Annotated in this window: 20 protein-coding genes; 4 read left to right on the top strand and 16 right to left on the bottom strand. The window is 69.5% G+C overall.

The genetic code is table 11. The features are described 5' to 3' along the window. Nucleotides 1-7: 7 nt before the first annotated feature. The 12 genes from VZQ01_RS27590 to VZQ01_RS27645 all read right to left on the bottom strand — a co-directional run bounded on the left by VZQ01_RS27590 (nucleotide 8) and on the right by VZQ01_RS27645 (nucleotide 13,375). Nucleotides 8-3,739, bottom strand: a complete 3,732-nt coding sequence (locus VZQ01_RS27590) for a baseplate J/gp47 family protein (RefSeq protein ID WP_426745133.1) — start codon at nucleotides 3,737-3,739, stop codon at nucleotides 8-10. Between the two features lie 3 nt (nucleotides 3,740-3,742). Then, the gene (locus VZQ01_RS27595; protein WP_426745134.1) at nucleotides 3,743-4,168 is read right to left on the bottom strand and encodes a GPW/gp25 family protein; all 426 of its coding nucleotides are present in this window, start codon (nucleotides 4,166-4,168) and stop codon (nucleotides 3,743-3,745) included. A 6-nt stretch (nucleotides 4,169-4,174) separates the two neighbouring features. After that, nucleotides 4,175-4,477, bottom strand: a complete 303-nt coding sequence (locus VZQ01_RS27600; protein ID WP_046716010.1) for a PAAR domain-containing protein — start codon at nucleotides 4,475-4,477, stop codon at nucleotides 4,175-4,177. Between the two features lie 25 nt (nucleotides 4,478-4,502). After that, nucleotides 4,503-6,302: a type VI secretion system tip protein VgrG gene (vgrG, locus tag VZQ01_RS27605; protein ID WP_426745135.1), complete on the bottom strand. Its 1,800-nt coding sequence runs from the start codon at nucleotides 6,300-6,302 to the stop codon at nucleotides 4,503-4,505. Then, complete coding sequence (locus VZQ01_RS27610) at nucleotides 6,299-7,000, bottom strand: CIS tube protein (protein WP_141329741.1); 702 nt, start codon at nucleotides 6,998-7,000, stop codon at nucleotides 6,299-6,301. Before VZQ01_RS27610 ends, vgrG begins: the two co-directional genes overlap by 4 nt. Nucleotides 7,001-7,002: 2 nt before the next feature. Further along, nucleotides 7,003-7,194, bottom strand: coding sequence for a DUF5908 family protein (locus tag VZQ01_RS27615; protein ID WP_223748300.1), 192 nt, complete (start codon nucleotides 7,192-7,194; stop codon nucleotides 7,003-7,005). A gap of 7 nt (nucleotides 7,195-7,201) precedes the next feature. Next, nucleotides 7,202-7,732 carry a phage tail protein gene (locus tag VZQ01_RS27620; protein ID WP_046716006.1) on the bottom strand — a complete coding sequence of 177 codons (531 nt, stop codon included), beginning with the start codon at nucleotides 7,730-7,732 and terminating at the stop codon, nucleotides 7,202-7,204. A 15-nt stretch (nucleotides 7,733-7,747) separates the two neighbouring features. Continuing rightward, the gene (locus tag VZQ01_RS27625) at nucleotides 7,748-8,200 is read right to left on the bottom strand and encodes a phage tail protein (protein WP_046716005.1); all 453 of its coding nucleotides are present in this window, start codon (nucleotides 8,198-8,200) and stop codon (nucleotides 7,748-7,750) included. A gap of 58 nt (nucleotides 8,201-8,258) precedes the next feature. Then, the gene (locus VZQ01_RS27630; RefSeq protein ID WP_223748301.1) at nucleotides 8,259-9,809 is read right to left on the bottom strand and encodes a phage tail sheath family protein; all 1,551 of its coding nucleotides are present in this window, start codon (nucleotides 9,807-9,809) and stop codon (nucleotides 8,259-8,261) included. 43 nt (nucleotides 9,810-9,852) lie between these two features. Further along, entirely contained in the window at nucleotides 9,853-11,292 is a 1,440-nt protein-coding gene (locus VZQ01_RS27635; protein ID WP_426745136.1) for a hypothetical protein, read from the bottom strand. After that, nucleotides 11,289-11,891: a Pvc16 family protein gene (locus tag VZQ01_RS27640; RefSeq protein ID WP_426745137.1), complete on the bottom strand. Its 603-nt coding sequence runs from the start codon at nucleotides 11,889-11,891 to the stop codon at nucleotides 11,289-11,291. Before VZQ01_RS27640 ends, VZQ01_RS27635 begins: the two co-directional genes overlap by 4 nt. A 599-nt stretch (nucleotides 11,892-12,490) precedes the next feature. Then, a complete protein-coding gene (locus VZQ01_RS27645) occupies nucleotides 12,491-13,375 on the bottom strand; it encodes an RNA polymerase factor sigma-32 (protein WP_141333508.1) in 885 nt (294 codons plus the stop codon). A 304-nt stretch (nucleotides 13,376-13,679) separates the two neighbouring features. On the opposite strand from VZQ01_RS27645, the gene VZQ01_RS27650 reads away from it, so the two are divergent. The 3 genes from VZQ01_RS27650 to VZQ01_RS27660 all read left to right on the top strand — a co-directional run bounded on the left by VZQ01_RS27650 (nucleotide 13,680) and on the right by VZQ01_RS27660 (nucleotide 17,645). Beyond that, nucleotides 13,680-14,126 (top strand): hypothetical protein, encoded by a 447-nt coding sequence (locus VZQ01_RS27650; RefSeq protein WP_223748304.1) that lies wholly within the window; start codon nucleotides 13,680-13,682, stop codon nucleotides 14,124-14,126. A gap of 84 nt (nucleotides 14,127-14,210) precedes the next feature. Further along, nucleotides 14,211-16,652: a YfhO family protein gene (locus tag VZQ01_RS27655; protein ID WP_426745138.1), complete on the top strand. Its 2,442-nt coding sequence runs from the start codon at nucleotides 14,211-14,213 to the stop codon at nucleotides 16,650-16,652. A 45-nt stretch (nucleotides 16,653-16,697) separates the two neighbouring features. Beyond that, nucleotides 16,698-17,645 carry a hypothetical protein gene (locus VZQ01_RS27660; RefSeq protein ID WP_426745139.1) on the top strand — a complete coding sequence of 316 codons (948 nt, stop codon included), beginning with the start codon at nucleotides 16,698-16,700 and terminating at the stop codon, nucleotides 17,643-17,645. Between the two features lie 7 nt (nucleotides 17,646-17,652). Here VZQ01_RS27660 and VZQ01_RS27665 read toward each other — a convergent pair whose 3' ends face one another. The 4 genes from VZQ01_RS27665 to VZQ01_RS27680 all read right to left on the bottom strand — a co-directional run bounded on the left by VZQ01_RS27665 (nucleotide 17,653) and on the right by VZQ01_RS27680 (nucleotide 20,610). Beyond that, nucleotides 17,653-18,153 (bottom strand): hypothetical protein, encoded by a 501-nt coding sequence (locus VZQ01_RS27665; RefSeq protein WP_426745140.1) that lies wholly within the window; start codon nucleotides 18,151-18,153, stop codon nucleotides 17,653-17,655. 55 nt (nucleotides 18,154-18,208) lie between these two features. After that, nucleotides 18,209-18,400, bottom strand: a complete 192-nt coding sequence (locus VZQ01_RS27670; protein ID WP_426745141.1) for a hypothetical protein — start codon at nucleotides 18,398-18,400, stop codon at nucleotides 18,209-18,211. 17 nt (nucleotides 18,401-18,417) lie between these two features. Next, the gene (locus VZQ01_RS27675; RefSeq protein ID WP_426745142.1) at nucleotides 18,418-19,140 is read right to left on the bottom strand and encodes a DUF1775 domain-containing protein; all 723 of its coding nucleotides are present in this window, start codon (nucleotides 19,138-19,140) and stop codon (nucleotides 18,418-18,420) included. A gap of 180 nt (nucleotides 19,141-19,320) precedes the next feature. Next, entirely contained in the window at nucleotides 19,321-20,610 is a 1,290-nt protein-coding gene (locus VZQ01_RS27680; protein WP_267699594.1) for an AAA family ATPase, read from the bottom strand. 207 nt (nucleotides 20,611-20,817) lie between these two features. Between VZQ01_RS27680 and VZQ01_RS27685 the strand changes: the two genes are divergently transcribed. Continuing rightward, the gene (locus VZQ01_RS27685) at nucleotides 20,818-21,663 is read left to right on the top strand and encodes a DUF2911 domain-containing protein (RefSeq protein WP_194869242.1); all 846 of its coding nucleotides are present in this window, start codon (nucleotides 20,818-20,820) and stop codon (nucleotides 21,661-21,663) included. The last annotated feature ends 7 nt before the right edge of the window (nucleotides 21,664-21,670 follow it).

The raw sequence follows: 21,670 nt of genomic DNA on the forward strand, positions 1-21,670 counted from the left end.
AAAGGGCTCAGTAGCCATCCGCGGCCAGCAGGGCGGCGGGCGCGTCCGCGGCGCTCAGCGCGTGCCGGGTCTCCGAGGTGAGGAAGTACCAGTCGGACTCCAGCGTCTCGGGACGCGGCGAGTGCTCCAGCTCCAGCGAGAGCAGCTCCTCGACATAGGGGCGCGTCTGGATGAAGTCGGAGACGTCCGCGCTCGAGCCGTACTCGCCCTGCCGTGTCGCGCGGGACGCATCGAAGTACCAGGGGGACAGGTACTCCACGAGCTCGCGGTCGAGCCGCTCCAGGCTCGCGCCCGTCTCCTCTCCGGCGCGGAAGCGCACCGCCGCGTCCACCTTCACGCGGACGTAGAGGGGATTGACGGCGCGGACCTGCGCGAAGCCGCTGGCGCGCTCCGCGAGGAACTGCTCGACCTGCTCGAGCAGCTCGGACGTGGCCTGGGGCACCGTCGGGTCCGCCGACGCCGACGCGTCGCGCCCGGGCACCACCACCACGAGCACTGCGCCCGGCACGCCGGACTGACGGGGCGCGTGCGCGGGCAGGGCCTTCACCTTCCAGAGGGACGGGAAGCGCTCCAGGGCCAGCCGCTCGTAGTCCCACGCCAGCACCGCGCGCTCCTTGTGGCGCAGGCGCTCCGAGGCGCGGACCTCGAACGTGTGCGCCGTCTCCGGCGGACGTCCTCCGAACGACGCCATCGGCTGGGAGATGCCGCCGATGTCGGGCAGCGCCTGCACGGACTGAGTGATGCTCCCGGCGGGCACGGGCGTGTCCACATCGACGCCGGGCGCGCTGCGCGTCGCCGTCACCGCGTGCGGCGTGAGCGCGAGCGTCCGGGGGAAGTCGTCCGCCTCATCGGGGACGGAGGCGCGCAGCCACTGGTAGTCGCCCTCGTCGGCGACCTTCGGCATCAGCGTGCTGCCTCGCGAGGTGAAGGTGGGCAGGCCCAGGGTGAGGATGCCCGTGCCCTGCAGTCCCCGCGTCGAGTCCGAGAGGACCTGGTCCGGAGGCAGCGGGCGCCACCCCGTCGCCGTGAGCCACTCCCACTGCACGGTGGGGACCTCGCCCGTCCCGGTGAAGGTGCCGCTCAGCTGGAACAGCATCGTGAGGCCCTGGGCTTCGTCCAGGCCGGTGAAGCCGAGGTACAGGTTCGCGGGGGCCTTGAAGTGGGGGAGCAGCGCGACGGGCCGCTGGGCGTCGACGGTCACCTGCTTGAAGCCCTCGAAGGGCAGCAGGTGGAAGAAGCGCGCCTCGTCGAGCAGGCAGTGCGCGGAGTAGTGCACGGCCAGCGTCCGCACCTGGGGCAGCCAGGGGGGATTCGGGTACTTGATGTCCTTGAGGAGCCGCGACTCCTTCGTGGAGGGTTGCGAGCCGTCGGGCAGCTCCGCCAGCACCGCGTTCAGCACGTTGACGGTGTAGAGCGAGTCACCGAAGGCATACGACGGGGTGGCCAGCCGCAGCTCGAGCGCGCTCGTCGCCGGGTCGTAGTAGTCGGGTGGAGTGCCGGGGGCCACGTCGAACTGCTTCAGCACGGTGTCCTGGCACAGCGTGCCGCGCGGCTCGGGCGGGGGCGTGTCGCAGTCCGGCTTCGTGCGGAAGAGGCAGCAGCGCACGCCCTCCCGGGGGGCGTCCTCGCTCGGGGGAGAGCCGGGGCACCGCGGCGCGTCGGGCAGCACGAGGGGCTGGAGCGTCCAGGCGCCGGGGCGGAGCACGCGCAGGTCCGCGCTGAAGCTCGTGTTGTCGAAGAGGTCCTCCGTCGGCAGCCCGTCCGGCCCCACGCGATAGTCGCGGTAGTAGCCCGCGAAGCCCTCCGTGTCCGAGGGGAGGTTGAACCAGTCGAGCGCGAGCGAGAGCGTGTCGAGGCGTTTGACGAACAGCTCGGTGTGACGCAGGCGCGCGTACGAGCCCACCACGGGCGACGCACCGAAGAGGGCCCACGGGGTGCTCGGGTCCACCTCGCCCTGGGTGTTCTCGATGCTCACGCCCGTCAGCTCGCGCACGTGGACCTGCAGCTCCAGGTTCTGGAAGGCCACCGCGTCGAGCAGCGACACGGGATGGACCTCGACGCCGTTTCGCAGGGCGACGGGCTCGGGGTTCAGCCAGGCGCGCAGCATGGGCAGGTCCGGCGCGGGCGCGGCGCCGTTGGGCACCACGGCGGGCGCGGACGGGGGCAGCTCGAACCAGAGCCCGAAGAACGTGACCACGGGCACCACGCCCACGGGTCCGAGATTCGCGGGGAGGATGGGCTCGTAGCGCTCCACCGTCAGCCAGCCCTCCTCGATGGAGACCTGGAGGGTGAACGACTCGCGCAGCACCTGCAGGAACACGGTGCTCGCGTCGAGGCCGGTGGCCTCGGCGAGCGCCTCCAGTCGGGAGCTCAGGAGGCGAGCGGACTCGGGCGAGAGGGGCACGTTCAACGTCACCACGCGGCTGCCGCCCGTCAGGCTCAGGTAGCCGGAGGCGAGCGCGAAGCCGAGCGTCGCGGGGCCGGTGACGGTGGTGGCGGTGACGCCCTCCCGCACGGCGCCGAACGTCGCCCAGCCGGCAAGGGGCTCCACCGCCGGGTCCGGCGTTGCATCCGGCTCGAGCGGCATCTCCGAGACGAGCACCTGCTTGACGACGGTGAGTGGCGTCGCGCCCTCGACGGGCGCCGCGACTTCCGGAACCAGCGGTCCGCTCAGCACCCGCAGCGCGAGGCGTCGGGCCACGGTGGCGCGCGAGACGCCCACCGCGGTGTCCGAGGCGAAGAGGATGTCCTGGCCGTCCGGACGCTTCCCCGCGGGGAACAGGGTGCCTCGGGGAACGACCTCACTTCGCACCGCCTCGTCATCGGCGAGCGTGAAGGTGAGGTACGTGCTGTCCGGCAGCGCGCCGCGAGGTCGCAGGCGCAGCACGTCGCGGTAATAGAACGACGCATACCGCCCCGACACCGAGTTGACGGTGTCCTGCGCGGTGCGGAAGAGCCGCACGAACGCCATGTAGAGCGCCAGGTGCGGAGGATGGTCTCCATTCGCCAGCACCGAGGGCAGCACCTGCCGCGCGAGCCCCTGGAGCTGCGAGAGCGAATCCAGGAAGGCCCCCAGCAGCGGCTCCAGCTTCGCCATCGCCGAGCGCGCCCGCGCCTCCTTCGTCGCGCCGCGATACGCCGAGCCATCCGCCGGCAGGTCCTCCAGCCCCCAGAGCGGCGACATCCCAGCGACGTCCAAGCGGATGAGCCGCCCCAAGGCCTGCGGCCCGGCCGCGCCCTTCGCCAGGCTCACCAGCGAGCGCAGCGCCCCCGACAGCGGCCCCTCGACGGCCTTCACCAGGTCCTGCCCCAGGAGCCGCGCCGCCTCGCCCTGCGCGCCCAGCCCCGCGCCGCGCAGCCAGAGGTCGAACCGACGCGCCAGCCCGAGGATGAGCTCGAAGCCCTCCGACAGCGTCTGGAAGGCGCGCTCCGGCGTCCGTGACAGGTCCACCTCCCGCTCCGTGCGCAGGAACCGCTCCTCCACCGAGCCCGTGTCCAGCGCGTCGATGGACGCGAGCACCATCACCGGGTCCGCGAGGAAGAACTCCGACCAGTTCCCGTCGCGCTGGTTCTTCAAGTCATAGAAGTAGACGAGCGCCCCGAAGCGCGGCGCGAAGTCGAGCAGCTCCGAGCGCGTGCGCCCGTCCACCGGCGCATACCCGTCCTCCAGCGCGCGCAGCCACCGCGTGAGCTGACTGGGCGCGTCGTTGAGGGCGACCTTGTTGTCGAGCGGAGCCATGGTCTAGGGCCCCGTGACCGGGATGCTCCCCTCCTGCAGATAGAAGGGATAGACGAGGTTGCTGCGCGAGTTCGTCTGCGTGACGACATAGGACACGGTGATGGAGAGCAGCCCGTCCACCGAGGCGTCCTTCTGCACCGTCACCGCGTCCACGACGATGCGCGGCTCCCAGTAGAGGATGGCCTGCTGGACGTAGTCCTGTATCTGCCGCGTCAGCGTGGTGTTCACGGCGCGGAACACCATCTGCCGCAGCTCACAGCCGTAGTTGGGCAGCATCGTGCGCTCGCCCAGCGACGTGGACAGGAGCACCCAGAGGCTCTCGCGGATGTCCAGCTCGCCGCTGGCCATCATCACGCCGCCGGTGCTCCGGGAGAACGTGGGCGGGAAGCTCCAGCCGGTGCCGAGGAACGAAGGGGCCTTGGTCTCCATGGCGCCTCACCCTCCAATCATCACCGTGGGCAGGCCCACGAGCACGGTGCCGCCATGGGCCGTCTTGTCCCCCAGCCGCGCCGCGGGCAGCCCCATCACCTTCACCGTCATGGAGCCCTTCACGATGGCGTCCGGAGGCCCCACGCAGATGGCGATGTCGCCCACCTTCGCCGCGGGCAGCCCGCCGATGAGCACGGTGACGGCGCCAGGGCCCGCGATGGGGCCCCCGACGTGCGGCACCTGCACGGGCCCCACGGGCGTCGTCATGGGGCACTGATGGAAGTCGGTGAGTCGGGCTGCGGGAGGCATGAGGCACTCCTTTCAGGCACGGCACTCAGTTGATTTTGACCAGCGTGCCGCGCACCGTGAGGACGCCGCTGGACGTCACCTCGGCCTGCGCGTTGCCGCTGGCCGCGAACTTCATCGAGGCCTTGTTCGTCACCTGCGCGCCGCTCACGGAGACATTCCCCGTGGCCTCGAGCGTCAGGTTCCCACCCGCCTTCACCGCCACGTTGCGCTTCGCCGTAATCTTCACGTCGGACGCGCTGTCCAGCGCGATGCCCCCCTTGGACAGCGACACGGTGTTGCCGTTGCTGTCCTGGAGCGAGAGGGCCCCGGACGTGTCGTCCAGCTTCACCGTGTGGCCGCCGGGCGTCTTGATGAGGATGACCTTCTTCTCGTCGTCGAACGACAGCTCCAGCTTGGAGCGCGTCACCACGGCCTTCTTCGTGTTCTGCTCGTCCGGCGCCGTCGCGGGCGCGCGCTGCTTGCTGTACACGGAGCCGAGGATGATGGGGTCTCTCGGGTCCTCGTTCATGAAGCCCACCACCACCTCGTCTCCGACCTCCGGGTAGAACAGCGCGCCCACGCCCTTGGACGCGTAGAACATCCCCAGCCGCGCCCACACGCCCTGGCTCGGGTCCTGGAAGAGCGGCAGCCCCACCAGCACGCGCAGCTCCCCGCCGGGGTCCTTGGCCACCTGCTTCACCACGCCCGTCTGCAGGCCCTTGACCGGCGGAAGCTGCCCGGACGCCCCGGGCGCCGCGATGTCGGGGGCCTCCGACGTGAACCAGCGCGAGGACAGCCCGAAGTCCACCGTCGTCAGCCACCGCCCGTCCTCGATGTGGTGCTGCACGCCGCTGATGAAGGCCGTGCCGTTGAAGCGCGGCCCCAGCCCGCCCAGCTCCAGCGTCTTGCCCACCTTGGCGAGCGCGCTGCCCTGGAAGCGCGCCGTGCCGCGAATCTTCGACAGCTTCGACAGGAGCAGCTCCGCCGAGGCCCAGTCCTGGAGGTCCGTGGACGTCAGCTCCGCGCCCGTCTGCACCACCACCTTCTTCGCGCCGAAGACCTTGGCCAGCTCCGCCGAGGAGACGTTGCCCTGCTCCTTCACCGACACCGCGCGAGGCCCCGACTCGATGAGCTTCTGCGCGCCCGCGTCCCAGGTGTAGCCCTTGATGGAGGACGCATCGAACTGCGTCGTCGCGTCCAGCTCCGCCTGCAGGTCCAGCAGCGTGGTGCCGTACGCCACCGCGAGCACCGGCGCCTGGCGCGTGTCCGGCTCCGCCACCGTCACCTTCCCGCCATCCGCCATGACGACCAGGCCGTTGAGCTGCGCCCGCGTCACCATCAGGTCCCAGTCCGTGGCGTAGTACTGGACGATTTCGTCGTGCACGCCGGTGGTGGCCTCCACGCTCCCGGACAGCCCGTTGCGCGACAGCAGCGTCTGGATGAGCGCGCTGTCCTTCACCTTCTCGAAGAAGCCGCTCTTGCGCTCCAGCGTCATCTTCAGCGCCTCGTCGCTCAGCTCCACCACCAGCTTCGAGCCCGACGCCGCGTCGATGTCCAGCCCCTGCCGGCACACCACGCCCTCGAAGATGCGCGTGTTGTCCCCGTCGTAGCCCGCCGAGATGGTGACGCGCGCGCCGGGCAGGAAGGTGGACGTCGCGCTGATGGGGAAGGTGCCCGTGGACGCATCCCCGTCGAACAGCACCAGCTTCGCGCGCGGCAGCTTGTTGACCCCCAGCCACGTGTCCACCGAGACGACGCGGAACGTGGAGGGGATGAGCGCCCCGTTCGCCTGGATGGCGAACGTCGTCAGGGCGCCCGCGTCCTTCGCCGGAGTGGGCGTGCTCATGTCTGGCCTTCCTTCAGCGGCGGGAAGATGAGCTGCGAGCCCACCGTGAGCCGCCGGAAGTCGACCAGGCCGTTGACCCGGGCCACCTCCAGGTAGAGCGTGCTGGTGCCGTAGATGCGGAAGCACATCAACGGCAGCGTGTCCCCCGCCTTCACCGTGCGCACGTGGGTCAGGTCCGGAGAGCTCATCCGGGCCTGGAGCGCCAGCTCCACCTCGTCGTTGTAGCCGAGGAACGTCCCCTTGGCCCGGGCGCGCAGCGGCGTGCCGTCCGGCTTGAACAGCGTGTACGTCATGCTCAGCTTCGACAGCCGGCACTTGAACAGGAACGTGCCCCACGACAGCTTCAGGTAGTTGGGGCTGTGGATGTTCCCGTTGTAGGTGAAGACCAGGTTCTTGAACTTCGACACCTGCTCGGAGATGCCGTCGTCGGTGAAGGGCATCAGCCCCGGCAGCGGGCTGGGCACCACGCCCGTGCCGTCGAACACCAGCTCCAGCTCCACCGTGTCGGAGGGAATCCGGTTGAACTCCGGCGAGCCCCCGCTGCTGCCCTGCGGCTGCACGTCGTTGTACTTGACGCAGTACGTGTGCGAGTACGACGCCGGGTTGATGTACACGGTGTAGCGGCCCACCTCCGACGTGAAGTCGGACTTCTGGTAGGCGAAGACCATCATCTTCTCGAGGCTGCCGGAGAACCCCATGGTCAACGCTCCCGCTGGGCCTTGAGCACCTGGAGCACGCGCCGCACGCACTCCTCCATCATCCGCTCCTTCTCCGCCTTCTCCTCCGCGTGGTTGCAGTCCGCCACCGGCGTGCTGGACACCTCCAGGCCGTCCTCGCCCGAGCCGCCCTTCACGCTGACCTGGATGCCCACCTCGTTGACCTCGAGCGGCATGCGCGCCTCACATCAACCGAGAGGTGAGCTGGGCCAGCTTGATGGCCACGGAGGCCGGGCTGCCCAGGTTCACCCGCTCGAAGTAGTTGTAGGACAGCTCCAAGGACTCGGTGAGGATGCGGTTCTCCTGCGAGCTCATGGGGGAGACCTGCCAGCGCAGCGGCCACGCGTTGACGAAGCCCCACGCCACCAGCGGCAGGCCTTCCTCGTTGAGCAGCAGCACCAGGATGTTCTGCGGGAGCAGGGGCAGGGACAGCCCCGAGCCCACGCTCTGTCCGAACCACTCCGCCAGGAACGAGTCCCGCGTCACCACGCCCCGCTTGAGCACCAGGTTGGAGTACCGGGCCGCCTTGGGCAGCTTGTGGATGAAGCGGTTCTCGCCGCCCTCGGTGACGTCCTCGGTGTCCCAGCGCGCCTCGATGCCGGAGATCTCCTGGAACGACGCGTCCAAATCGCTCGCCGCCGCGAGCAGCGTCGCGGAGCCGAGCACGGAGACGCTGAAGTAGAACGCGCCTGGCGGATAGTAGGGTTCGGACATGGCGATGAGAGGGGATTAAGGCGCGGCGACGACCAGCGTCTCGAAGGCGAGCTCGAGCGTCTCCACGGCCACCTCGTTGCCCTCGGACTTGAGGTCCGTGCCGGAGAGCTTCGTGGGCCACGCGTTGTTCAGCGTCCACGTCATCTTCGGCGCGCCCTGCTCATCCAGCAGACTGATGATGACAGTCCGCCGGGCAATCGTGTTCATCTTGATTTCGTTGTACCAGTCCCAGAAGCGGGCATCGTTCACGAAGATGCCCTTGCGCATCCTCACGTTCCCCACCTTGGCCAGGCCGGGCATCTTGATGGGATAGAAGCTGGGGTTGTTGCCGTGCCGGTACTCGATGACCTGCGTCTCCGTCTCCAGGCCATCCACTTCCTGGAAGCTCACGGAGGTGTCGTCCCCGAGCTGCACGGAGAAATAGAATTTCGGCAACGGCCAGATGTCGTTCTGAACTTCTCCTGCCATGGCGGCTCCTCGTTCGGCTTGAATCGGGTGGAATCAGTCGTGGAACGGCACGAAGGCGCTACGCGCTGGCGCCTTCCATCTTCTGCTTGAAGGTCAGCTCGATGAACTCCGCCGGGCGGATCATCTGCAGGGTGACCTGCACGACCATGTAGCCCTCGAGCACGTCCTGGGCCGTCATGGTGCTGCCCAGACCGCACTCCACGCTGAAGGCATCCGACGCGGTGGCGCCGAGCAGGCCGCCCTGCGACCACAGCCCCTGCAGGAAGCTGGACACCATGGACGTCACCGACGCCCAGGTGCTGCCGTCGTTGGCGGAGAAGACGAAGCGGTCCAGCGAGCTCTTGATGGACTGCTCCACGTAGACGAGCGTGCGGCGCACCTGGATGTAGCGCCAGTCGTTGCTGTTGCCGTCCAGCGTGCGCGCGCCCCACACCACGGAGCCTCGGCCCACGAACTCGCGCACGGCGTTGATGGCCTTTCCGTCCACCGGGACGTTGAGGTCCGCCTGCTGGTCGTTGTTGAGCTTGAAGGTGGTGCTGGTGACGGACGTCAGGCTGACGTTGGCCGGCGCGTTCCACACGCCCCGGTTGGTGTCGTTCCACGTGTAGATGCCCGCCATGGCGCCGCTGGACGGCAGCACGTCGTCCTTGCCGGTGATGACGCGCAGCATGTCCGTGAGCAGGGGCAGCGCGGCGGTGAGGTTCTGGTTGAGCGCCAGCACCTCCTCCTCGAGCGTGACGGTGCCAATCTTGTCGATGTCCGCGTCCACCGCCGTCTTGCGCGTGGGGTTGGTGGCGTAGAGGTTGGCGCTCTCCAGCTTGAGGATGTCCTTGAGCGTCGCCTCCAGGGTGATGTTCCGGTAGTCGAAGTCGCTCACCTCCTGCACGGAGGTGTGCAGGAAGGGGAAGTACGCCATGCCGTAGTTGAGGAACTTGTCCCCGAGGATGCCGCGGTAGTCGGTGATGACCTGCGTGAGGGTGTCCTTGGTGACGGTGGCGGAGCCCCACACGTCCAGGAGCGCCACGCGGTCCTTGAGCTGCCCGCACTGGTCGAGCATCTTCGAGGAGACCTTCTGGTAGTCGGCCAGCGTGGTGAGGTTCACCGCGTCCGGGACGACGAGCATCGTCGGGCCCACCTGCTCGGCGATGACGTCCAGGCCGCCCTTGAGCGCGTCGGCGCCCAGCGTGGCCGTGTAGTCGCCCACGGAGACGATGTACGCGGTGCCGCCGCCGTTCGCGTAGAACAGCCGCAGGCTGTTGAAGAGGTTGAACTGGGTGCCGGTGGAGTTGACCAGGTTGTAGTACTTCCAGGTGGGCGTGGCCGCGTCGTACACCTTGAAGTCGTAGTCACCGGCCTTCTGCTTGGCGGTGTCGGTGACTTCCTCCAGCCGGAAGAGCGGGTCCGGCGCGCCGCCGAACACCTGCTGGTAGTCCGCCAGCGAGTTGATGAGGATGGGCTTGTTGAGCACGGGCTTGCCGCTCAGCTGGGCCGTCTGGGTGTAGCCGATGAAGGCGGGCACCGCCGTCTGGATGCCGACGACGGAGGGTGGGAAGGCGTCCAGCTCGGTGACATAGACGCCGGGAGTCTTGCGTGCGGGTCGGGTGGCCATCGGGTCCTCGTTTCGTGGGTGGCGCTGCTGCTGCTCTGGGGTTTCAGAGGTTCAGGAAGATGTCCGAGTAGTCGCGCGTTGCTTCCGGCGCGGCCCGCGAGTCACGGGAGCGCCGGGTGGGGCGCGTGCTCCGGGGCTTGCCGGGCGCAGGTCCGCTCCGGGGCAGCACCAGCGCGGGCGTGGCGACGGGCACGCGCGACATCAGCGTGTTCTCGAAGAGGCCCTGGGTCCTCAGCCCCTTGAGCTCGAAGACGAAGCTGGAGAGCTCCTGCAGCGGCAGGTCCTGGTCCGCGATGAAGCACTGGGTCACCCCCGCGCCCGGGACGGGGACGGGGACGGGGCCGGAGAAGGTGACGGGCTGGGACGTGTCCGTGTCGACCAGGCGCAGCTGCTCGTAGGTGACACCCTTGGGCGGGACGACGAAGTAGCACCAGCGCGTGCTGCGCCGCTCGAAGCGCAGCTGCAGCTCCAGCGGGACCACGCGCGCGCCCTCTCCCTGCGGAGGCACGTCGCACAGGGGATACAGCCCCGTGTCCTGCGGCGCGGGCTTCGCCAGCATCAGGTCGATGAAGCCCAGCGGCGCGGGGTACGCCTGCGTGTAGAGGACGACCTCCTGGTCCAGCACCTGTCCGTCGGCGGCGAGCTGCCGCAGGGTGTAGAGCCCCTCTGGTACGGCGACGAGGTCCAGGTAGAGGACCGTGCCCACGCGCTGCTCCTCCCCCGGCCCCTTCGCGCGCGCCTGCGCCACCTGCGCGCAGGTGATGAGGTAGGGCGTTCGCTGGGCCAGCAGGGACCTGGGGATGCTGCACGGCTTGCAGAGGACCTGCTCCCCGGACACGTCCATCACCACGACGCGGTCCACCGCGTCGCTCACCAGCACCACCTGCACCTGGGTGCCCACCACGCGCTGCCGGCTGTCGGCGGTGACGTGCTCACCGGGGTTGAGCAGGATGGGCGGGGTGAGGGCGCCCTCGCAGTGGAGCGGCTGGTCCGTGGGGGACGGGGGGCTGCCCACGAAGTGCGCGCCCAGGTTGTTGAAGTAGAGGTTGTAGAGGTTGGGCTGGAAGTCGCTGGGCAGGTCGGTGAAGTTGACGAAGTAGGGCGTCTCGGGGACGAGCACGAACGACAGCCACGTCCACTGGCCCTGCTGGCTCCTGCGCTCCACCGCGGAGAGGAAGGCGTCCAGGCGGTTGGAGTCGAAGAGCACGGAGAAGTCCGTGCCCTCGTCGAGGAAGAGCAGGCCCCAGTCGCGCATCCGCGCTCGCGTGTCGGCCGTGGGCTGGCAGCGCAGCACGGGGCAGCGGTCGTCCGAGCCGTTGAAGTACGTGTGGCGCAGGTCCACCGTCACCAGCCGCTCGTAGGCGTAGCGGCGCGCGGGCCCGTCGTTGCGGTGGGGCACGGGGCCGGGCTGTTGCCGGGGGCCGGGCCTCAGCCGCGAGGGGCCATCCAGGGAGCGCTCGTAGGCGCGGCGGGCGCGGCTCATGGCTCCTGCTCCCGGGGCTGCCCTGGCGCCTCGACACCCTTGGCCGCCGGCACCTGGGCCTGCATGGCCGTGCCCCGGTAGGGAATCATCCGGACCTTGTAGAAGACGGACGGCAGGTACTTCACGCCCGCGAGCCCCATCAGGTGGTTGAGGCCCAGCAGGTCCAGGTTGACGAACTCGAAGGTGAGCTTGTCGATGTCCGGGTCCAGCCCGGGCAGGCTCTGCTGGGTGAACCAGGGCGTCTGCTGGAAGTAGCTGATGACCTGCGAGATGGCCTCCAGGCCCACCGCGTACGCCTGGTCCTCGAAGTTGGCGTACAGGAGGACGAAGAGGTCGATGTAGAGCGGCGGGGAGACGATGCCGTACGTGTCCTGCGACACGGGGGCGTTGCGGTTGTACGTGCTGATGATGGTCTCGTGCTGGAGGTTGGCCAGGTACATCACCACCGCGTCACGCGCGGGCGCGGCCGGACGGCCCTCGGGGTCCGTCAGGTTGGAGAGCACCACCCAGGGCTCCTGCCGGGGTGCGAGCTCCGCGTTGCGGATGAACTCATCCAGCCGCGCGCGGATGAGCTCCAAGGTGCCTCCAATCTTGCCCAAGACATACCTCTCTCAGCGCGCCCCCGGGGCACGTCTGTCTTCAAAGGTGGAGTGAGACCCGGAGGGCCGCCGGGCTTCTTCACGAGGGCGCACCGGAAGAGGGCGCGACGTCGTTGCCGCTGAATGCGCTCACGCGAGGGTTCTGCTCGCGGAGTGAAGTCACAGTAACAGGTAAAACCTGTGTGTCAAACGAGGGGGATTGGGCAGACGTGGCGGGGAGGATGTCTGTTGAAACCCGTCGTGTCTGTCTTTGGCGTCTGGGGAAGGAGGCCGCGCGGGGAGGGGTGGCGGGGCGCGGTGATTCCGACGCGCGGCATTCCCCTCCCCGAGGGACGCACGGGGCCCCAGGCCCGTCAGCCGGGGCGCACCTGGAGGGTCCGGGCGGCGGGTGTTCCCGGACAGCGCGGGTCGGGTGGGGCGGCCCGGGCGTCGACGGGAGAGGGTGAGTCAGCGCCGCCCGGGCCGGATTGTCGGCCTCGCGCGCGTTCGGGCGGGGGGGGACGGAGGTAGGGCTCCGCAAACGAATGAGTCCGCCCTTCTTTCGAAGGACGGACTCGGTGTGGTTCAGCGTCCCCGATGAAGGGGCCGATGGGAAGGAATCAGGCGAGCGACGCGGCGTCCAGGCCGGCGTCGGCCATGAGCAGCGCCAGCTCCGCCTTGAGCTTGTCCTTGGCGCGAATCTCCAGCTGGCGGGCGCGCTCGCGGGAGAAGCCGAAGTGCTCGCCCAGCTCGCTGAGCGTCATCTCGGAGTCGCCCATCACCCGGTTCTCGATGATGAAGCGCTCGCGCGGGTCCAGGCGGCGCAGGGCGCGCTGCACCAGCTCCCGGGTGAGGCCCGCCTGCTGGCGGTCGGCCACCTCGTCCTCGTGCGAGGCGGTGGCGGACTCGACGAAGTCCAGGTGCGTGGCGTCGCCGTCCTCGCCCACGGGGGCGTCGAGCGACAGGTCACGCCCGCCCATGCGCTGCTCCATCTCGCGCACCTCGGAGGCCTTCACGTTCAGCTTGCGGGCGATCTCCTCCGCGTTGACGATGTTCGCGTCGCCGGCGCCCATGCGCTCCAGCTCGCGGCGGGTGCGCGCCAGGCTGAAGAAGAGGCGGCGCTGCGCCTGCGTGGTGCCCAGCTTCACCAGGCTCCAGTTGCGCAGGATGCAGTTCTGGATGTACGCGCGAATCCACCACACCGCGTAGGAGATGAGGCGGATGCCCTTGTCCGGGTCGAACTTCTGCACGGCCTTCATCAGGCCGATGTTCGCCTCCTGGATGAGGTCCGACATCTTCAGGCCGTAGGAGCGGTACTCGTAGGCCACCTTCACCACGAAGCGCAGGTTGCTGGTGACCAGCTGGTGGCCCGCCATCAGGTCGCCCTTGCGGAAGCGCCGCGACAGCTCCTGCTCCTGGGGCTGCGTCAGCAGCGGGTACTGGTTGATCTCCGAGAGGTACGTGGAGAGGGAGTCCGGGGAGGAGAAGTGGGAAGAATCCTGCATGGCGTCTCTCGGGGAAGGGGGCCGTTGGGAGCCGCGCCTCGGCGGCACGGGTGGGGTCCTTCGCAATGCGCATGCCACGGGCCACTTGCGCCATTTCCCAATGAGTCCAGGGGTTTGCATCGAGGCCCAGGGGTGCTTAAGGGCGGACCTCTTTCGTTTTTACAGGGGGCGGATCCGAAGACTCTTCCGACTGTCTTCCAGTCGACGGAGCCTGGGAGTGGGTGTCGGGAGGAGCGCGGGCGAGCGGGGAGGCGGCTGTGCGCGGGGCGTCTCGGGTGGGTGGGATCGTCGCCACCTTGGGTGGATGGCGGACCTGTTCCAGCTCTTCGCGGTGTCGGCGGTGGTGATGGGGGTGTCGCAGACCGTCGCGCGTGAGCGCATCTTCGCGCCGCTCCGGGCGCGGCTGGGGGGCAAGGAGACGTGGTGGGGGTATCTGGTGTCGTGTCCCTACTGCGTGTCCCACTACGTGGCCTTCGTGCTGGTGCCGTTGACGGGGACGTACGCCATCGACGTGGTGGTGGGAGGCTGGGTGGGGTGGGGCTTGAGGTGGTTTCTCTCCGCGTTGCTCGTCACCGTCATCGCGGCCTTCTACCGGGTGCTCTTCTGGTTCGTGGACGAGAGCCAGGGGCTGGTGCGCCGGCGTCAGCGCACCGAGGACGAGGAGACGGCGACGAAGCGGCTGGTGCGAAGACAGGTGGAGCAGAAGGTCTCGGGTGAACCCCCGGAGCCGCTGCCTCCGTCACCGCACTGAGGCGCGGGGCTACCCGTGGCCCGGGCGTCATGAGAAGAAGGAGCCCGTCTGGCGTCCGGAGGACGACTTGAAGCCAGGGGCTCGATGACGGACGAATCGAAGCAGGCGGCCGTCCCGAGCGGGCGCGCCTGGGTGGTGTTCGCGGGGATGGTGGTGGTGGCGCTGGGGTTCTTCGCCCGGGCCGCCTTCTCGAGCGACGTCTTCATCGCGGGCGACACGCTGCGCGCCTTCTATCCGATGCGGGCCTTCTGGGCCGAGCGCGTGTCCGCGTTCGACCTGCCCGAGTGGTACGCGTACGACGGCTTCGGGCAGTCCTTCCTGGGCATCTTCCTGTCGGGCGCATTCCACCCCACGTCGCTCTTCCACCTGGTGCTGCCCCTGGGCGCGGCGGTGAAGCTCACCGTGTTGTCCTGCTACCCGGTGGCCATGCTCGGGGTCTGGGCGCTCCTGCGCGAGTACGGCGTGCCGCGACCGGGCGCGCTCTTCGGCGCGTGCTGCTTCGCCTTCAGTGGCTACCTGGTGTGCATCACCAACAACCCCACCTATCTGCTGGCGGCGAGCACCGTGCCCGCGGCGCTCTGGGGCGCGGTCCGGTTCCTGCGCGCGCCCTCGGCGCGGCGGCTGGCGGTGGGGGCGGGGTTGTTGGCGCTGGTGGCCTTCGCGGGGGACGCGCAGGGCTTCGCGATGACGAACGCGCTCGTCGTGCTGGTGGCGCTGGTGGACCCCGAGGCGGGCGGCTGGCGGCGTCGGGTGACGACGTGTGCGGCGCTGGTGGTGACAGGCGCGCTGCTGTCCGCGCCGCAGCTGTTCCCGGCCGCGGGGCTCGTGTTGTCCGGCGAGCCGGGGGCGCGCTCGGTGGTGGAGGCCCAGCGCTTCTCGCTCCACCCCTTGCGGCTGGGGGAGCTGTTGATGGGGCCGTACCTGGCGGACAAGCACGGGCTGCGCGGCGTCCCTGACGTCGTCGTCTGGAACCTCGTTCCCTCGGGAGGCTTCGGCCGGGTCTGGGTGGATTCCATCTACGTGGGCGCGCCCGCGTGTGTGCTGGCGCTGGCGGGGCTCTGGGCCTGTGCGCGGCGGCCGAGGGCGTGGGTGCTCGCGGGGGCGTGGGTGCTCCTGCTCGCGCTCTGCCTGGGAGACTCGCTCCCTCTCTATGGTTGGGTGTACCAGGTGCTGCCCTTGTGGCGCCCCTTCCGCTACCCGGAGAAGCTGGTGCCGCTCGTCACGCTGGGTCTGGCGGTGGCGGCGGGGCTCGGCTGGAAGCACTGCCTGGTGGAGGACGGCGCGCGCCGCGCCGTCGTGGGCGCGGGGCTGGTGCTGGGCGCGCTGGGGGCCGTGGTGGCGTTGGGGGAGGTGGCGGGCGGGTGGTGGACGCGCGGCGTGCTGACACCGCGCTGGCCGGAGGTTCCCCCAGTCGTCGTGGGGGGGCTGTCGGGCAACGTCGTGTGGGCGGGCGCGGTGACGGCGGTGCTCGCGCTGGCGTGCGCGGCCCTGGCCTGGCCGTGGGGGGCGGCCAGGCTGCGAGCCGGGCTCTTCGTGGCGCTGGAGCTGGGCGCGTTGGTGTGGGCGCACGAGCCGCTGTACGTGCTCGCGCCGGCGGAGTTGCTGGAATTGTCGCCGCCCTTCGCGGACCGGATTCGTGAGCGGGTGCCCGCTGGCGAGCCGGTGCGGGTGGGGTCGTCGGTCCGCGCCATCGGCAACGCGAGGGCGGTGCCGGGGCTCGACCATCACGGCCGGCTGAGCCTCGGCTTCACGACGGGGCTGCTCCCGGACACGGCGACGCTCTGGGGATTGGAGAGCGCCAATGGCTACATGCCCGGGGAGAGCGTGCGGGTGCGCGGGCTGAGGCGGGATGTGTCGCGCTGGTACGGGGAGCTCGCGCCCAGATTGGGCACGCCCTTCTCGGTGCACAGCACGCGCGCGGGCTCCGGCGTGGTGTTGCCCCCCACGGTCCGGGTGCTCGCCGAGGACCCCTTGTTCGAGACAAAGCTGGTGGAGCATCCGGAGGCGCTGGCGAGGGTGCTGCTCGCCCGGCCCCGATGTGTCGCGGGGAAGGATGAGGCGCTGGGTCTCCTGCTGACGGGGCCGCTTCCGCCTCGCGATGTCGCCGTCGTGGAGTGCGCCGGCGGCCCCCTGCCCGAGGCCTCCGAGCGGCTGACGGGCACCGTGCGCGTGGATCGTCCTTCGCCCGAGCACCTGCTCGCCGAAGTAGAGGCCTCCGAGCCCGCGGTGCTCGTCATCAATGATGCCTGGCAGCCCGGATGGACGGCGTGGGTGGATGGACAGGAGGCGGCCATCCTCCCCGCCAATGTCGCGGTCCGCGCGGTGGCGGTCCCCGCGGGCCAGCACCAGGTGGAGCTGCGCTACCGGACACCCGGGCTGCGCCTGGGGCTCCTCGTCGCCCTGGGCACGCTGCTCGCGTTGGCCGTCCTCGACGTCCTGGGCAGGCGCACCGGGAGGGGGCGCCCCGGATTCCAGGGGGTTGGAGCGTCCCAGGGGCCCCGACGCAACTTCCCGATGCCCGTGTGAGAAAATGATGGGAACGCCCAGCACCCCCATGGGCCGGAGCCCTTCATGAGCCCCATCGACCGTAACCGCCCCGTCTCCACGCCCGTCGCCCCGTCGCAGACCCAGCGCGCGTCGCTGAAGAACCCGCTGGGCGGGCTGGTGGAGGCCGCGAAGAACGGGCTGAAGGAGGTCCCTCGCTTCCTGGAGCAGGGCAAGGACGTCTTCGAGGCCACGCACCTGAGCGAGGTCAAGCGCCTGTTCGGCGGCGACGCCAAGCCGGACAAGACGCTGGACGGCAAGCTGATGGGCGCCAAGGGCCAGACCTTCCCGCCCGGCACGCCGCTCAAGGACATCCCTGGCGTCACGCCGCAGAACAACCCGAACCCCGACAAGACCGTCCTCTACATCAACGGCATCCTCACGCCGGCAGCGAACCAGCTCAGCGAGATGCGGGCCATCGCGGAGAAGGCGGACGCGCGCGTCATCGGCATCCACAACGCCACCGAGGGCTTCGTCGCGGACCTGGCCCAGTGCGTGGGCGACAAGCTGGACAAGGGCAAGAACCCCGCCGTGGACACCCTGGCGGACACCGTCTACGGCGAGCTGAAGGCGGGCCGCGAGGTCCACCTCATGGGCTACAGCCAGGGCGGCCTCATCACCGCGCGCGCCCTGTTCGACGTGGAGCGCCGGCTGCGCATCGAGGACGGCATGTCCTCCTCGCAGGTCGAGAAGCTCATGGGCAAGCTGAGCGTGGAGACCTTCGGCGCGGCATCCACGCGCTACCCGGACGGCCCCCAGTACGTGCACTACATCAACAACGCGGATGCCGTCCCCACCCTCACCGGCCTGGGCGGCAGCTTCGACCCCATCGCCTTCGCGAAGGACGCGGGCAAGGGCGCCGTCGTGCACCGCTTCACCGATGGCAACCTGAACCTCATCGGCAACCACATGATGGACACGATGTACGTGAAGCACCGCGTGCCCTTCGAGCAGGCGCGCGCCGGACAGTTCTGACGTCGTTTCAGACGACGACCTTCCACTGGCCGAAGTGGTGGCGAAGAAAGACCTTCGAGGTCCCCTCCCCGGCACCTCGGGTGGCCATGGACCTCAGCCGGAACTTGTCCCTCCTGCTCAGGTCCCTCCAGGGCAGGAACGGGTGCGCGTGACGTGAGCGCCAGAGCACCACGCCCCTCCAGCCCCCTTTCATCGACTGGTCGTAAAGGAAGGACTCGAGCTTCTGGGTGAGCGACACGGGCTTCAGCTCGGGGCTGAGCAGGAAGTCGAGCACGGCGAGCTGTCTGGATTCGACGGCCCTGACCACGGCGCTCGCGATGACCACCGAGCGCAGGTTCGGGAAGGCGTGCTTCGCGAGCAGGGCCTGGACCTCGCTCACGGCCCCTTCGTCGACGGCGCGGTAGAGCGTCTGGGTTTGTCGCTGCTCGCGCCAGACCGAGAATCGCCAGAGCAGGACCAGCGCCGCGAATGGCAGGACCCCAAGACCCCAGTCCCTGAGTGTGTTCATGGGACCGTCATAATCGCGAACCCGCTCCCTCGAAAGGAAGCGGGCGCGTCCTGCGTCATCGCCCCGGTGGCTTCAGGTCCGCGGGCAGTCCCCCCGACGTCGGAGGGCGCTCCAGCGCGGAGGGCGTGAGCCCCTGGGTGGAGAGGGGGCCCGCGTCCTGCTGCGAGCCCGAGGGCTTCTTGTCATCGTCCGAGCACGCGCCGAGCACGGCGCAGGCGGCGAGTACGGCGCACAGATGGCGGGTCATCGTTCCTCCTTCCCGCCTCAGTACTTGACCCAGATTTCCGTGCCGGGATGAATCTCCGTCAGCGGCGTCGTGTCCGGTTCGGACGCGATGAGCTCCTTCGTCACCGGGTTGGCGCTGTACGCGCTCTTGCCCGACCAGACGATGAGCGCGTCCTTGAACACGCTCAGGTCATGCACGTGCTCCTGCACGGTGTACTTGTTCCAGCCCGGCGTGCGCGCGGGGTAGATGAAGACGGCGGGCGCGGGCTCGGCCTGCGGCTCGCCGCCGGCGTCCGTGGCGCCGTGCTGGTGGTCCCCGGACGTGCCCACCCACTCCACCGTCGTCTCCTGTCCCTGCGCGTCGCGGCAGGTCTGCGTGGTGGGGAAGTACACCATCGCGAACGGCGTGTTCGGCATGCGCGCGCGCAAGGAGACGCGGTGCGCATGCGTGTCCGCGGCCAGCACCTCGGCCGCGGAGGAGCGGGTCCAGGTGATGGACTTCACGTTGCCGCTCGCGTCCTTCTCCACCACCGCCTTGCCGAACTGGGAGTCCAGCGGGCGCACGGAGGTGACACCCTCGGGGATTCGAATCTGGAGCCGCCAGGTGTCCGCGCCGCTGCAGCCGTGGCCGACCGTGAACTGCACCTCGTAGGACGTGCCCTCGATGGCGGGGCCGGCCCCGGAGGTGCCGATGTGGGCCTGGGCGGCCGTGCCGACCAGCAGGCCCGCGGACGCGAGCAGGAGTGGGAGTGAGGTCTTCAAGCAGGGCCTCCAGTGGAAGGGTTTGCGCTGGAGCACCGGGTTAACAGACGGCCCGCGCGCCACCGATGTGGCCTTTTGCCGCAGCCCGGGGGGCATCCCAATCACTTGCCAGCGACAATCATCCGGAGACCGGAGGGTGCCGCGACAATTCGCCGCACCTGTCCATGACTGACCTGGGGCTCACCACACGCCCTGCTCTCGCAGCAGGGTCCCCAGGGGCCGCGCGCCGCCGCGGTGGGACTCGAAGAGGCTCGCGGCGAGCTGCCGCGTGGGGTGGGCCCAGCCGATGCGCTGCTGCCCCTCGTGAGTCACCGGGCCGCAGTGGATGAGGGACGCGCGCAGCTCCTCGTCGGAAGTGAACACCGCGTGCTCCAGGGGCAGCGGGCTCTGACTGGCGAGGAACACCTGCCGCCCTCCCATCTCCCCGAGCGCGGCCTCCACCCAGCGCGGGTGCAGGCCGTTGGCGGGCTCGTCCAGGATGGCGAAGTCCTCGTTGACGTCCAGGTAGTACAGGAGCGACAGCAGCCGCTTCTGGCCGAAGCCCAGCTCGGCCTGTGACAGCTCGCCCCCGTCGCGGCGCGCGAAGTGGAAGGTGAAGCCGCCGAAGCCCACGCGCCCGCCGTTGTCGTACGAGCGCTTCTCCAGCACCTCCACACGCAGCCGCCCGGAGGCCATCCCCGCCATGTCCACGAAGCGCGCGAGGAACGAGCGCTCCAGCGCGTCATGGCGCAGCTCCAGCGCGTCCACCAGGGGCTCCAGCTCCACGCGCTCCTTGAGCCACCCTGGCATCCAGGACGGCAGCGCCATCAACCCCAGCGGGAAGATCTCCCCGTCGTGCGCCTCCATCGCGTAGCGGATGGCGCCCAGCTTCTCGTACATCCCCAGCGCCTCGTCGAAGCGCTGGGGCGCGAGCAGGAAGGTGCGGCGCAGGAGCGTCTTGAGCCGCTCCTTGAGCCCCGCGTCGATGTACTGCGCCGTCATGAACAGCAGCGTCCACACCGAGCGGTCCAACAGCGACCAGTGCATGGTGCGAGACCACGCGCTCTCTCCATCCACCTTGCAGTCCAGGCCCTCCGAGTCCGCGCGCAGCACCAGCCGCGTCGAAGGCGACGACAGCCACAGCTCCACCTCGATGAGCGGCTGAAGCCCCGCTTCGTGCGTGGGCACGCGCAGCGGCAACAGCCCCGCGCCCTGCCGGGGCGTCGCGTCCGCGCGCTCGGGCACCCGCGTGTCGTTGCGCGCGAAGACGTGCAGCTTCATGCCCGGGAAGGCCAGCTCGTACTCCAGCGCGAAGCGCTCGTGGATGAGGCCGGAGAAGTCCGAGCCGAGCACGGTGGACAGCAGCTCCAGCAGCGTGGTGCGGCCGGTGCCGTTCTCACCCAGGATGAGGTTGAGCGTGGGCCCGGGGGTCAGCTCGGTGCCGGGGGCGACGCCGCGGTAGTGGTGGACGGTGAGCCGGGTGAGCTTCATGCGAGGTCCTCACCCGGCAGCTTCGTGCTCCCGGGGTCCGACGGGAATACTCCACCCACCGGAGTGTCTGGTGTGCCGCCCGGAGCATGACGCGTCCGGGCATGCGCGAAGCGTTTGGTGGGCTCCGGACTCGTCTATACACTCCGCGCGCTTTCGCACCCCTCAAGAACCCTGGATGCAGAATCCAGAAAGGATGAAGTGAGGACGATGAAGAACGTTGCCCTCGGTTGTCTGTTCTCTGCGCTGGTGGCCCTCGTCGCGGCCCCCGCCTCCGCCCAGCTGGAGCTGCCCGCGGCCAGCCCCTCCGCCAAGGTGACGCAGGAGGTGGGCGTCACGTCCATCTCCGTCGACTATTCCAGCCCGGCGGTGAAGGGCCGCAAGGTCTGGGGTGACCTGGTGCCCTGGGACAAGCCGTGGCGCTCGGGTGCGAACGCGGCCACCAAGATTACCTTCAGCCACGACGTCACCTTCGGTGGCAAGGCCGTGCCCGCGGGCACGTACTCCATCGTCACGCTGCCCTCGCAGAAGGGCTGGAAGGTGATGCTGAACAAGGAGCTGGGCCTGTTCTCCACGCCCGCCCAGTACTCGCCCGCCAACGACATCGTCACCGTCGCCGGCACCACGGCGGCGATTCCCAGCCGCGAGCGCCTGACGTACGTGTTCAGCAACACCACCGAGGACACCACGTCGCTGGACCTGGAGTGGGAGAAGCTGCGCGTCTCCGTCCCCATCAAGGCGGACACCGCGACGCTGGCCAAGGCGAACATCGAGAAGGCGGTGGCGCAGAGCGCCAGTGAGCACGCCCAGGCGGCCCGCTACGTGGCGGAGTCCACCAAGGACTACGCGGCGGCGCTGAAGCTGGCGGACGCGTCCGTGGCCATCGACTCCAACTGGTACAACCAGTGGATTCGCGCGGACATCCTCGCCAAGAGCGGCAAGTACGCGGAGGCCCGCAAGGCCGCGCAGATTTCGTGGGACCTGGGCCAGAAGGCCCCGAACTTCTTCTACAAGGACCAGGTCTCCAAGGCCCTGGCGGACTGGAAGAACAAGTAGCCCTCCG

Origin of the sequence: Myxococcus faecalis (genome assembly GCF_050039385.1) — a bacterium.
GTDB lineage: Bacteria > Myxococcota > Myxococcia > Myxococcales > Myxococcaceae > Myxococcus > Myxococcus fulvus.